Source organism: Natrinema pallidum DSM 3751 (assembly GCF_000337615.1).
Taxonomy (GTDB): Archaea; Halobacteriota; Halobacteria; order Halobacteriales; family Natrialbaceae; genus Natrinema; species Natrinema pallidum.
Genome location: NZ_AOII01000071.1, coordinates 49,367 through 62,167, shown reverse-complemented (window position 1 = coordinate 62,167; position 12,801 = coordinate 49,367). Strand labels below are relative to the sequence as shown.

Here is a 12,801-nt window from a genome sequence, read left to right as displayed (position 1 = left end):
GAACGGGTCGGAGTCGACGAACGGATGAACAGGAATCGTCTCAGGGATCGAAGACGCCGCGTTCGAGCCCCTCGCGAACGGGCGCGTGCTCGGCGTCGGTCGGCGGCGGACTCGTCGTGAGCAGCGCCTCGAGCCGTTCGTCGTCGTCGGCTCGGATCCCCCGCTCGACGTCGGCCTCGACGACGACCACGTCGTCGGGACCGACCGCGTGCTCGGTCTCGCCCTCTCGGACGACGCCGGTTCCAGAGCGGATGCAGATCGCGACGTCACTGCCGGGCGCGTGAACCGGAATGAACTGTCCCGGCTCGAAGTAGCCGAGCACGACCTTCATCCGGTCGCTCCGGAACACGGGTCGCGTGCTGAATCGATCCTCGTCGTACGTCCGTTCGCTGTCGAAGTCGGTTGCTGGCATGGGTGATTTCCGCCGGGCGATTCGGGCTCGCCGAAGACGTGCTCGAACCGATGTCCCTCGCCGGGGTCGGTCTTCTCCCGAACATATTGGCGAGCGGTAATCGACGCCCGATCCGTCAGCAGTCGCCGCCCCTGCCAGGAGAGCGACTCGAGCGAGTCCCGGAACGGAATACTCTAAAATGACCGGGCTCTCTGGATTCGTATGGAGTATCACGAGGCGGCGGATTTCCTCTTCGATCTGCGACGGTTCCGCCCGAAGCCGGGCACCGAGTCGACAGCCCGGCTGTTGGCCCACCTCGAGAACCCACACGAAACCGTCGACTTCGTTCAGATCGCCGGCTCCAACGGGAAAGGGAGCACGGCCCGAATGCTCGAGCGGACGCTGCGGGAGGCGGGCTACTCCGTCGGCCTCTACACCTCGCCACACCTCGAGGACCTCCGCGAGCGGGTCCGCGTCGACGGCCGGAAGATGTCGCGGACGGCCGTCTGTGACTACGTCGACGCCGTTCGCGAGTACGTCACCGAGCGCGGCGCTGACGGTGAGTCCCCGACCTTCTTCGAGACGATGACCGCCATGGCGATCTGGCAGTTCGGCCGCGAGGACGTCGATATCGCCGTTCTCGAGGTCGGTATCGGTGGCAAGTACGACGCCACGAGCGTCGTCGATCCGGTCGCCAGCGCGGTCACGAGCGTGACCCTCGAGCACACGGGCATCCTCGGCGACACCATCGCGGAGATCGCCCGCGACAAGGCTCACGTCGCCCCGGCCGACGCGCCGCTGGTCACGGGCGTCACCGGGAGCCCGCTCGACCCCATCCGCGATGTCGCCGACGCGGTCGTCACCGTCGGGTCGGCGACGGCGGCCGACGACGGCGACGACACCGCTTCGAACCCCGACGTTCGGGTCACATACGGCGGGCGAACGAACCACACCGAAGCCGCCGTTTCGATCGCCGGCGACGACTGGGACCTCGAGACGCGGATTCCGTTGCTGGGCGAGCACCAGGCCGAAAACGCCGGTATCGCCGCCACCCTCGCCAGACAGGTCGGCGACGTTTCGGCGGCGGAGATCGCACGTGGACTGCGAAGCGCTCACTGGCCGGGCCGGTTCGAGGTGCTCGATACGGAGCCGCTGACCGTCCTCGACGGCGCGCACAACCCGGGTGCCTGCGAGGGGCTCGCCCAGACGCTCGATACCTACGACTACGACGATCTCTACCTCGTTTTCGGCGCGATGCACGACAAGGACCACCGCGAGATGGCCGCCGCCTTGCCGACGCCTGACGCCGTCGTAACGACCGAACCGACCCTCGACCGGGCCGAGGATCGGGCCGTCCTCGCCGACGTCTTCGCCGACGCTGGCGTCGGGACCGTCCGTACCGAGACCGCCGTCCCGGACGCGCTCGCGACCGCCCTCGGCGACGCCGGGAGCGACGATTGCGTGCTCGTCACCGGCTCGCTGTACGCGGTCGCGGAGGCCCGGTCGCGGTGGACCCGAACCGATGTTCCGAAGCATATCCGTGACCTCTCGGACGCCCGCGACGCGCTCGCCGAGGCGAACGTCGCCGCGGGCGATGCCGAGCGACTGAACGGCGATGCCGTCCACCGGGTCGTCAGGACGGCGCTTCGGGACCGACAGGCGACCGTCCTCAAGGAGGAGCTGCTGCGGCTGGGCGGTGAATGCGCACTCTCGAGCCTCGAACGCGACGATGAACCCGTCGACGCCGTGTTGATGGGCACGCTTGCCCAGTTCGAAGCGCTCGTCGAGGCCCTCGAGACGCGCTCGCGACCCCACGGTCTGACCGACGTCGCCCGAGAGCTGCGGGACACGCTCGAGGTCGACGCCGGACCCGATACCAGCGTCGCCGATGACACGGACCTCGACGGCGACGCGACGGTGCCGACTCGGGCCGCCGGCCGGCCTCGAACGCCCGATCGGCCGGCCGACGGCTCGACCGGTCCGGACTACCCCTGGACCGATCGAACGGCCGTGATGGGGATTCTGAACGTCACCCCGGACAGCTTCCACGACGGCGGCGAGTACGACGCCCTCGACGACGCCGTGGCCCGCGCCGAGGAGATGGCCGCGGCCGACGCCGACGTGATCGATATCGGCGGGGAGTCGACCCGGCCGGGCGCTGCTCCCGTGTCGGTCGAGGAGGAACTCGACCGGGTCGTGCCCGTGGTCGAACGGATCGCCGACCTCGATACCCTGCTCTCGGTCGACACCCGCAGAGCCGCCGTCGCCGACGCCGTGCTCGAGGCCGGTGCCGACATCATCAACGACGTGTCGGGGCTCGAGGACCCCGAGATGCGGTTCGTCGCCGCCAAACACGACGCGGGGCTGGTCGTGATGCACAGCATCGACGCGCCGGTCGTCCCCGACCGCGATATCGAGTACGACGACGTCGTCGCGGACGTGATCGATCAACTCTCCGAACGCATTTTGCTGGCCGAGAAGGCGGGGCTGGACCGGAACCAAATCATCGTCGACCCCGGGATCGGCTTCGGGAAATCGGCCAGCGAGAACTTCGAGTTGCTCGACCGGATCGACGAGTTCCGCGCGCTCGGCTGCCCCGTCCTCTTCGGCCATTCGCACAAGTCCATGTTCGGCCAGGTCGGCCGCGAGGCCGGCGACCGACTCGAGGCGACCGTCGCGGCCAGTGCCCTCGCGGCCGACCGCGGAGCCGACCTCGTGCGCGTCCACGACGTGCCCGAGAACGTCGCCGCGGTTCGGACGGCCCTTGCCGCGCGTGATCCGGATCGCTTCGACTGGGAGTCGTAACCTCCCTCTGATCGGGGCGCGTTTCGAAGACACCGGTCAAGAGGACGGCACTCCCGGGCGAGGACTCATACCGCTCGACAGCCACGTCTGTTCACATGAGCGACCGAGCGGCAGCCTCGAAAACGCCGGCGATTCCGTGACGTTCCGACGCTGCTCAGTCGCCGCCCACGCCGTCGTTGTCGGGCGTGTATGCCGCTGGCCCACAGCCTAACGACCGATGTGGACAGTGTCGGCAGTGGTCGCCCGGCGTCGTCTCCGCGAACGACGGGTCGTCGACTGCCGCGAGCGTCTCGAGGACCGACTCCCACGCCGGGAGGTCGTCGCGTTCCATGAGGGCGACGCGATGGCCGTCGATATCGCCGACGTAGACGTAGCCGACGGCCGAGATCGGTTCGTCGAACCGGTCCTCGCAGGCCCGCAGATACAGCGCTAACTGGACGGCTTTCTCGGGCGCGATCCGCTCCGCGGTGGCCTTGTAGTCCAGCACCGCGAGCCCGCCGTCGGGATGTCGCCGGACCGAGTCCACGTAGCCGACGACGTCCCCCGTCACGCCGGCCACGTCCTCGAGCGAAAAGGGGAGTTCCGCGGCCAGGGGCTCCCAGTCGGCGATCGGCCGGTCGAAGGCCGGCGCGGTCGCGTCGAAGTAGCGGTCGATGCAGGCGAGGACCGCCTCGCGGTGTGCGAGCAGACCGCGGGCGGTGAGGTGTCGAACGGCGGCCTCGCGCCACGCCTCGCGGGTGCGGTACTCGCGATGGAACGCCTCCTCGGCGACGTCGTGGAAAACGGTGCCGACGAGTCGCGATGCGGGCTCGTCGGTCACTGCGGGCGACCCGCCGTTCGCCGCGGCCGCCTGCTCGTCCACCGTGGCCGCCGCGTGCGGGTCGTCGATCGCCCGGACGACGTGATCGAGGTAATGTTTCCGGGCGCAGGTCTCGTGGGTATCCATCGCCGAGTAGCTGTGTCGCATCGCGACCGGAAGCGCCGTCGCTGTCGCGAGCGTTTCGACCGGGAACCGGACCGTCTCGGTCGTCAGCGCCGAGAGCCGCCGACCGCTCGGGACTCGCGGCGATGCATCCGTCGCCGCTCGGTCACCGCTGTCCGTCCCGATCGAGCCGTGGCTCGCTGCGTCGGCCGCCGACAACAGCGTCCCGTCGCGAAGCAGTCGACCCAGCCGGTGGACGGTCTCGATCGCCGCGCGGGTCTCGAGGGGTTCGACGGGGCGCTCACCGGAGTCGGCGTCGTAGGTGATCGTGCCCGGACTCTCGCCGGCCGAGGCGGCGATCTCGTCGGTGCGATCGACCACGGTCTCGGGATAGATCTCCTGTACCCGCTCGAAGCTCTCGGTCAGCGACGCCCAGAGGTCCATCCGCTGGCCGGTCACGGACCACTCGATGTCGCTCGCCAGGCAGGCTTCGGCCGTCGATGCCGCCAGTTCGTCGTCGTCGCCGTCGTACTCGTAGTCGGAGCCGAACACGAACAGGTGTTCCGCGGCGCGAGTGAGCGCGACGTGGAGCACGCGCCACTCCTCGGCGACCCGCTCGGTTGCGAGATCGGCGAGCAGGGGCGAGTCGACCGCGTCGTCGAGGGTTGCGGCCAGCAGCCGGTAGCGGGCCCGCTCGACGTAGTCGCCGTCGACACACCATTCCTCGTCCGAGAGGTAGGGGACGAGGACGGTATCGAACTCGAGGCCCTTGGCCTGGTGGACCGTCATCACGTCGACGCAGTCCTCGGAGTGAGTGCCCCGCGTTCGGTCGCTCCCGCCGCTTTGGAGGGTCCGTGTCAGCGCGTCCACGAACGAGACCGACAGCGACTGGACGACGCCATCGGACTCGTAGGCCTCGACGAACCGCTCGAGGCGATCGAGCCCGGCTCGCTCCTCGCTCGCACAGAACCACTCGATTCGGGTTAGTTCCCGGAACCGTCGAACGAACCCCGACAGCGGATAGACGTCCCGGAACCGCTCGAGTCGCTCGAGGTGGGCCCGGACCGTCTCGAGGCGGTCGGGCTGTTCGAGCGCGAGCGCCGACGGGTCGGCGTCCATCACGGCGTCGTACAGCGACCCGTCCCATCGCTGCAGCGTCGCGAGGTCGTCGGCAGTGACGCGGTAGCGATAGAGCAGCACACGACGGAGGTGGGCGTCCGCGTCCGGCTCGACGAGCACTCTGAGATACGACAGAACGGTCCGCATCCCGGGCGAGATGTCGCCGCGCGGCGAGCCGGAAATCTCGTAGGGGATCTGCAACTCCTGTAGCTCGTCGGCGACCGCCTGCGCGTGGCGGTTGGTTCGGACGATGACCGCGATATCGCCGAGCGACCGTCGTGGGACGGTCGCCGCCTCGCCGTTGAGCAGCCGTGAGACCGTCGTCGCGACCTGCTCGGGCGTCGACTGGGACACGTCGTCGCTCTCGACTTTGACGACGCGGTCCGGCGGCTCGTCCTCGTCGTAGCTGCCGGCCGTTCGGCCGTTTTCCCGCAGCGTCTTCGAGGACTGCGGGCCGTAATCGCAGGCGTTGGTCAGGGCCAGGATCTCCTGTCGTGAGCGGAAGTTGAGTTCGAGTTCGATCGCCTCGTGGTCGTCGTAGGCGGCGGCCAGTCGATCGAGTCCCTCGCGGTCGGTCCCGCGCCAGCCGTAGATCGCCTGGTCCTTGTCCCCGATCGCGAGCAGGTCCGGCCGGTCGGGGCCGTCCGTGAGCTCGGTCAGCAGGGCAAACTGGGTCGCGTCGGTGTCCTGGAACTCGTCGCAGTAGACCTGGGACCACTGCCCCGTGATCTCGCTGGCAATGGCAGCATCGTCGAGCAACCCGGTCGCCGTCCGCACCAGTTCGTCGAAGTCCATCGCCCGCTCGGCCTCGAGCGCGTCGTGGTAGTCCGCGTAGACGTCGGCGTAGTGGCGGGCCAGTCGGAGGAACTCGACGTAGTGTTTCAACCGGCCGAAGGGCGTCTGTTCGATCCGGCTCGTCGCTTGCCCCCAAATTCGGTTGCCGAACAACGCCCGCGGCAGGTGCTTCGTCGTCCGGTCGTCGAGCGAGAGCGTGTCGATCGTGTTGGTTACGCACTGCTGGAGCACCCGGAGATAGCGGTCGATGTCCCGTACCAGATCGTCCTCGCGGAACTCGTCCGGTGCCTCCGCGATCTTCTCCCGGCAGTAGGAGACGAGTTTGCCGTAGTCGATCAGCGACTCCCGGGCCGTCTCGAGGTGCGTGTCCCGATTGAAGTAGCGCAGCGCCTCGGACTCGAACGAGAGGTCCTCGCCGGCGGTCCGCTCGAGCCAGAGGACGAACTCGTTACACAGTTCGAGGGTCCGCACCGGCGGCAGTCCGGACTGCAGGTCGTCGGGCGTGATATCTTCCTGGCTCATCGTCCGAATGAACCGGTCGATAGCATCGACGAGATCGGCCGGCGAGCCGTCGTTGCGGGCCGCGGCCGCGAAATCGTAGTCGTTGTCCGCGAGCAGGCGGCCGATGAGCCGGCGGCGGGTCCGTTCGGTGACGACATCGAACTCCGGCGAGTAGCCCACATAGTAGGCGTACTCGCGGACCAGCCGATAACAGAAGGAGTGGTAGGTGTAGACGTCGATCGCCGCGGCGGCGTCGGGCTCGAGGCGGTCGCTGACCGCCGCCCGAATGCTCGCGGCCGCCTCGTTCGCGAACGTCAGTACGAGTACGTCGTCGGGATCGACGTCGCCCCGCGCGATAGCACGCTCGATCCGGAGCAGCATCGTCGTCGTCTTCCCGGTGCCGGCACCCGCGTCGACCGAGGTACACGCCGCCCGGCTGTCGATGACCGCCTGCTGGTTTCCTTTGGGGTCGATATCCGCCGGCCCCGATTCGTCAGCCATCGAACCGCACCTCCCCTGCGATGTACTCCTGACAGCAGACGGTGTACTCACAGTCCGGACAGGCGTGTTCCTCGATCCGTTCCCAGCGGTCGGACGGATCGAAGGGACCCGCGAGCAGGCTCGCGGCCACTGTCTCGAGGCGGTCGTCGACGGTCTCGTTTCGGTGATCGTGTGTCATGCCGTAGGTGTGGTGGTCGACGTATACGTCGGTGAGATCGGCTACTTCGAGGCTTGTCTCGACGGTGTCCTGAACCCAGTTTACCGTCGCTGCCGAGCGGTCGGCGAGGGGTATCTGGACGTACCGACAGGTTCGGTCGCCGAGTTCGAGGCGGTCACGGAGTTCGCGGAGCCCGTCGATGACCACGGCGGTTTCGAGGAGCGAGCCGACGGGGTCCGGTTCGAACGTGGACGACTCGTCGTCGAAGTGATCGGTGAAGAGATCGGCGACATCGCTCTCCCAGTCGGACCGGTAGCGAAGCCGGCCGAGCGGCGCGAGCGTCGGGACGAACCGGACGCCGACGATCGACGAGCCGTCGCCGTAGACGTAGTCCACCGTCGCGTCGATCCGCACTCGTTCGGCCGCGTGCGCCCCGTCGGCGATGTCGACCGCGCTCGAGAGCGGCAGCGCCGGCCCGATCAGTTCGCCGCGGGCCGCGTCGTCGTCCAGTCGCTCGATCCCGGCGGCGTGGTCCGTCCCGACGCGATCGAGGTACGCCGACAGCGTCGCCTCGAGCACCCGTCGCTCGTGGCGGCGTTGGGTACTGGAGTGAAACGGTTCGTCGTGGTCGGTCCACAGCGTCGAGAGCCGATCGCTGGCGACGGCTTCGAGCGCCCCCCGATCGGTTTCGCCGCTCCGGAGTGCGTCACAGATGGCGGTCCGCAGCACGTCCACGCGGTCGGCGACCGCGTCGTCGTCGCTCCCCTCGAGCCCGTGGACGTGGGCGAACTCGTATCGCCGCGGACAGTGAAGCGCGGTGCGGAGACCGTCGACGTCGAGCGTGGCGGTCGCCGCGTCGTCAGTCATCGCGGACCACCTCGCCCGCGGCGAACTCGAACTGCGAACGGACCGCCTCGGCGAGTTCGTCGTCGATATCGCCCTCCTCGAGCACGACCGCGATCTCCTCGAACAGCGACTCGGTCGCGCCGAGATCGGCCTCGCCGCCGGTGCTGGCTTCCCGGAGCACCCGCTCGAGCTCGCCGCGGGGCTGGTCGAGCAACGCCTCGACGGCGTTCGTTTCGCCGTGAATCGCCGCACCGGCCGCGGCATCGATATTCGCGAGCGCGAGCCCGGGCGTCGACTCGAGCAGTTTCAGGTAGCGCGACTCGTCGTGGGTCCGCTGGAGGCCGCCGGCACCGCGCTCGTAAGAGCACAGATAGAGGGCACGCTCGGCCGCGCGCGCACCGAGCGCGAGTCGCCTGCGGGACCGCTGGGCGTGGTAGGTCTCGAATGGGTCGCCGACCGCGGTCGCGTCGACCGGCTCGAACGTCGCCGCGGTCTCCGCGAGCGACGGGTCGGTGACTGCGGGATAGGCCGGCATGGTTCGAAGCCACGCCGACGGGAACAGTTGGGTGAGGAACTGCTCGCCCGGATAGGTCTCGTCGATCAGATCGAGCAGGAAAACCGCCTGCCGTGAATCGTACTTCAGGTCGTCGACGGCACAGACGGTGACGCCGCCGACCGGCGGCCGCGTCTCGACCGCGTGGACGTAGGGCGCGTCGTACCGGATCGTTCGCCGGAGCATTCGGCGCAGGCCCTGCCAGTCGGGTCCCACGAGATCCGTCTCCTCGACGAACCGGGCGATCTCGAGGACGCGTCTGATACCCTCGTACTGTTCGCGGGCGTCGATCCACGCTTCCTCACGGGCGATTCGCCCTTTCAGGTCCGTTCGACTGATCCAGCGCTCGAGCGAGCGGCGAACGCTCGCTCCATCGGTTTCGGCGAGCAGGCCGGTCGAGAACTCGGGGACGCGAGCCCGGAGGCGATTCAGCGAGACCTCCCGGGGCTCGCTCGACGCCGGGGACGGACCGCCATCGAGTCGTTCGAGCGCGTCGCTGTCGCCGTCGCGCTCGCACTGGCACGTGACGACCGCGTAGAGTTCGTTGACCGCGGGGTCCTCGGCCAGCGAGGGGGTACCGATCGTCGCCGTCGGGACGCCGGCGTCCCGGAGGCGGCGTCTGGTCTCCGGAACGCGTTCGATCCGCGGCACGGCGACGGCGAACTCGTCGTAGGACCAGCCGTGGCGGTCCGACAACGACTGGATTTCGGTGGCGACCGCCCGAACCTGTTCGCGGGCGGTCTCGGTGCGGATGCGTCGAGCCCGACCGACCGGTCGCCCCGCAGCGGGTCCGGCATCGGTATCGTTGCCTCCCTCCGGTCGGTCACCCGTCGCGAGGAACCGCGTGACGGGGTGATGTGGCGGTCCATCGGCAGTTTCGCCGGCGGAAACGGGCTCGAGCGGCTCGATATCGAGACCCGCGTCCCTCGCCACGTCCTCGATACAGCCCGGTTCGACCCGGGTTCGCTCGACGCTGGCGTGGCGCTCGCCGATGCAGACGAGGTCGGCGTCGTCGGACAGCGCCGCGAGGTACCGGCGATCGAGGCGGCGGTACTCCTCGAACTCGACGGCGAGGACGGCGTCGAAGGAGGCGGTCACCCGTGACCGAACGCCGTCCGCGTCCGCCTCGAGCAGGTCGACCGCCCGCGGGATCACGTCCGCCCGCTCGACGTACCCTCGGTCATCGAGTTCCGCGTGAAAGCGATCGTTCATCGCGTAGAGGAAGGCCAGACAGTCGTGGGGTGACTCGAAGTCGTCGAGATCGAGCCGCTGACGGGTCGCCGCGAGCAGCAGTTGTCCCACGTCGCGCGCGAAACTCTCGTGGTCGGCGGCACGCTCGAGGTAGTCGGGGACCGATCGGCTCGCACCGTCGATGACGAGCGAAATGAGTTCGATACGCTCTTCGTACTCGAGGCGGTCCAGCGTCGGATCGTACTCCTCGATCGTTTTCGAGGCGTGTTCCGGCAGCGACTCGAGCCGCGGTGAGCGGGGCCACCCGTCGTTCCGCCCGCGACCGGCGTCGGCCAGCGCCTCGGCCACCGACTCGAGACCAGCCGGCTGTCGTTTCAGGACCAGAACGTTCCGCGGTCCGTGCTCCGCGGCGAGGGCCGCGTACTCCGCGGCAACCGTCGCGAACACGTCGCTGCCCGGCGCGGGTGCGGGGAGGAGCTTACAGGTTCCGTCGAGTATGGGCGGCGTGGCCATCGGTCGTACGTCACCGAGTATGGCGGAATTCGTACTTAAATGTGGGCACGATTCGATCCCGATCGAGGCGTGCCTCGAACCCGACCGAGCGGACTCGAGGACTCCCGACGGGAGACGAGCGTGAGTTCGTCCACGTTCTACCGGCAGATGGTGTCAAAATACTGTATTAGTGTACTGATATGGTACTATATGGCTGTGAAATGAACGGTGCCGATGGGGACTTAGCGACTACCCCGTATCGAGGCTCGAGAACTGGTCTTCCTCACATATGTGTTCGGCTCTCTTTCGGACTGATTCACTTTATGAATTTGCTCTTAATACCCGATTCCAGGCGGTTGAACGTGCAATACGCACATATCTTAGAATAGTTCTATATGTTTGTTCTCGTTCTTGTTCACCTATCTCTCGATAATCAAACACGTTCTCCAATGGCTCCTGTTGAGAATTGTGCCCGGCCCGGTTGACGGCCGGGTTCTCCCGCTCGACGGAACCTGGTCGATCGCTAAACGACCGCTGCGGGACAGTCGGCCTCGCGCGTATCGCGGGCGGCGGCGTCCGATTCGGGCACGTCGTCGGGATCGAACAGTTCGTCGGCACTCCCCTCGGAGTACTCGAGGAGTCCGATCACGTACTCCGCGGCCTGCATCGCGCCCGCTCTTCGTCGGGGTCGGCGGGAATATCGACCCAGTACACACGCCATAGACGGGTCGGCGGTCGGTTCGTAGTCGTCTCGGGGCGTCCATGATCGCCGCCGACGGCGCTATCGAAACCGCTTTTCCCGCAGTCGTCGAACGGTCCCGCAGTGAACTGGTCATACAGGAATACTGTTCTCGTTCTCTGTACGTTCGCGTTCTTCGTGACGGTGACCGCGCGGCTGGTGATCAGCCCAGTCGTTCCCGACATCGTGGAGACGTTTTCGGTCAGCACCGGTGCGGTCGGGCTGGCGCTATCGGGGATGTGGGCCGCCTACGCGCTCTCACAGTTTCCGAGTGGGCTGCTCGGCGACCGGTTCGGCGAACGGCGGATCATCCTGAGCGCGATCGGCGGGACGGCGGTCGCGAGCGCGCTACTCGCGCTGTCGCCGACGTACGTCGCCTTTTTGCTCTTCGCGATCGTCCTCGGCGGGACGGCCGGCCTCCACTACAGCGTGGCGACGACCTTGCTCACTCGCCTGTTCGATCAAACGGGCCGTGCGATCGGGCTGCACGTCTCCGGCGCACCGATCGCCGGCCTCGCCGCACCGGTACTCGCAGCCCTCGCCGCCGACCGGTACGGCTGGCGCGCCGCCATCGCCGTCGGGACGGCCGTCGGCGTTCCGATCGTTCTCGTCTTTTTCCTCCGAACCCGACCCACGGAGCCCCGCTACCCCGACCGGCGGATGCGAGATCAGATCGATCCGTCCCTCCTCTTCCAGTTGCTGACCCGTCCCAGCGTGGCCTACACGACCGCACTCTGTGCGATGGGCGCGTTCACCTGGCAGGCCACGGCGTCGTTTCTCCCGACCTTTCTCGAGGTCGGCTACGAACTCCCGCGAACGACGGCGGGGCTCCTGTTCTCGCTGTATTTCCTCGTCAACGGGGGCGTTCAGCCGCTGATCGGCGCGCTGTCCGATCGCTACTCGCGCGACGCCGCGGCCGCGATCACGATGTCGTCGGGAGTGGTCGGCTACGCGGTGCTGGTCAGCGGTGAGGAGCTTCCGGCGGCCGTCGCCGGCGTCGTCTGCGTCGGCGTCGCGATGACCTGGGGAGCCCCGCTGCAGTCGCGGTTCATGGACGTTCTTTCCGACTCCGAGCGCGGCCTCGGCTTCGGGCTCGTTCGGACTGCCTACATGACCCTCGGCGCGACCGGCAGCGTCGCCGTCGGATCGGCCGCCGACTTCTTCGGCTGGACCGTCGCGTTCGGCCTGCTCTCGGCGCTCATGGCGATCTCGCTGGTAACCATCGCCACGAACGACGTCCTTTCGCTCGGCTACTGACTGTTGTGTAGGATTACCGTTCAACGGGTGTACAGGTGTGCGAGTTTTCGCCCCGGCTTGTCAACCAGTGTGCAGTGGCGCACGCTGTCGGCCGTCCGAGTGGTGGCGAGGACGGCCGACGATACCGTGCGAGGGATGAGCGACCGACTGACAGAAGGGAGCGAATCGGTTGGGGAGGGGGTGGCGATTCCGTGTTGCCAGCAGAAGCGGACCACTCCTTTTTGTTCTCACTCCTCCGCTTCCCCGTGCATTTACCAGCGTTCTCGTTCCCTGACAAGGCCACACCCGCGTCTTTGCCGGAACGATCCATCACTCACTCATCCAGTCGCTCGTCTGCGGCTCGCTCGGGTCCGTCGGGATTTCGACCAGAACCGGCTCGTCCGCCGCGAGTGCGGTCTCGAGCGCCTCCCGGATCGCCTCGAGCGCCGATACCGCCTCGCGAGCGTCAGCGACGATACCGACGGCTGTATGGTAGCCGGTCCCGAGGCCGTCGGGCTCGAGCGTGACGTGAACGAGGGTTTCCGGCACGGTC

8 protein-coding genes are annotated in these 12,801 nt (G+C 67.8%); 2 read left to right on the top strand and 6 right to left on the bottom strand.

Annotated features, from left to right (window positions below):
• Window positions 1-40: 40 nt before the first annotated feature.
• Entirely contained in the window at window positions 41-412 is a 372-nt protein-coding gene (locus C487_RS11240; RefSeq protein ID WP_006185876.1) for a cupin domain-containing protein, read from the bottom strand.
• A 201-nt stretch (window positions 413-613) separates the two neighbouring features.
• On the opposite strand from C487_RS11240, the gene folP reads away from it, so the two are divergent.
• Window positions 614-3,196, top strand: coding sequence for a dihydropteroate synthase (gene folP / locus C487_RS11235; protein ID WP_006185875.1), 2,583 nt, complete (start codon window positions 614-616; stop codon window positions 3,194-3,196).
• 154 nt (window positions 3,197-3,350) lie between these two features.
• Here the strand turns inward: folP and C487_RS11230 are convergent, their stop codons facing one another.
• The 4 genes from C487_RS11230 to C487_RS20650 all read right to left on the bottom strand — a co-directional run bounded on the left by C487_RS11230 (window position 3,351) and on the right by C487_RS20650 (window position 10,940).
• Window positions 3,351-7,034: a UvrD-helicase domain-containing protein gene (locus tag C487_RS11230; RefSeq protein ID WP_006185874.1), complete on the bottom strand. Its 3,684-nt coding sequence runs from the start codon at window positions 7,032-7,034 to the stop codon at window positions 3,351-3,353.
• Window positions 7,027-8,058 carry a hypothetical protein gene (locus C487_RS11225; RefSeq protein WP_006185873.1) on the bottom strand — a complete coding sequence of 344 codons (1,032 nt, stop codon included), beginning with the start codon at window positions 8,056-8,058 and terminating at the stop codon, window positions 7,027-7,029. Before C487_RS11225 ends, C487_RS11230 begins: the two co-directional genes overlap by 8 nt.
• Complete coding sequence (locus tag C487_RS11220; protein ID WP_006185872.1) at window positions 8,051-10,294, bottom strand: PD-(D/E)XK nuclease family protein; 2,244 nt, start codon at window positions 10,292-10,294, stop codon at window positions 8,051-8,053. Before C487_RS11220 ends, C487_RS11225 begins: the two co-directional genes overlap by 8 nt.
• 502 nt (window positions 10,295-10,796) lie before the next feature.
• A complete protein-coding gene (locus tag C487_RS20650; RefSeq protein WP_161605713.1) occupies window positions 10,797-10,940 on the bottom strand; it encodes a hypothetical protein in 144 nt (47 codons plus the stop codon).
• A 156-nt stretch (window positions 10,941-11,096) separates the two neighbouring features.
• Here C487_RS20650 and C487_RS11215 point away from each other — a divergent pair, with 156 nt between their 5' ends.
• A complete protein-coding gene (locus tag C487_RS11215) occupies window positions 11,097-12,269 on the top strand; it encodes an MFS transporter (RefSeq protein ID WP_006185871.1) in 1,173 nt (390 codons plus the stop codon).
• Window positions 12,270-12,578: 309 nt separating this feature from the next.
• On the opposite strand, the gene C487_RS11210 is transcribed toward C487_RS11215, so the two are convergent.
• The gene (locus C487_RS11210; RefSeq protein WP_193787929.1) at window positions 12,579-12,797 is read right to left on the bottom strand and encodes a hypothetical protein; all 219 of its coding nucleotides are present in this window, start codon (window positions 12,795-12,797) and stop codon (window positions 12,579-12,581) included.
• Window positions 12,798-12,801 lie beyond the last annotated feature (4 nt).

Coding starts and splice junctions, on each gene's coding strand:
- C487_RS11240 (WP_006185876.1), bottom strand. CDS start 412: ATGCCAGCAACCGACTTCGACAGCGAACGGACGTACGACGAGGATCGA.
- folP (WP_006185875.1), top strand. CDS start 614: ATGGAGTATCACGAGGCGGCGGATTTCCTCTTCGATCTGCGACGGTTC.
- C487_RS11230 (WP_006185874.1), bottom strand. CDS start 7,034: ATGGCTGACGAATCGGGGCCGGCGGATATCGACCCCAAAGGAAACCAG.
- C487_RS11225 (WP_006185873.1), bottom strand. CDS start 8,058: ATGACTGACGACGCGGCGACCGCCACGCTCGACGTCGACGGTCTCCGC.
- C487_RS11220 (WP_006185872.1), bottom strand. CDS start 10,294: ATGGCCACGCCGCCCATACTCGACGGAACCTGTAAGCTCCTCCCCGCA.
- C487_RS20650 (WP_161605713.1), bottom strand. CDS start 10,940: ATGCAGGCCGCGGAGTACGTGATCGGACTCCTCGAGTACTCCGAGGGG.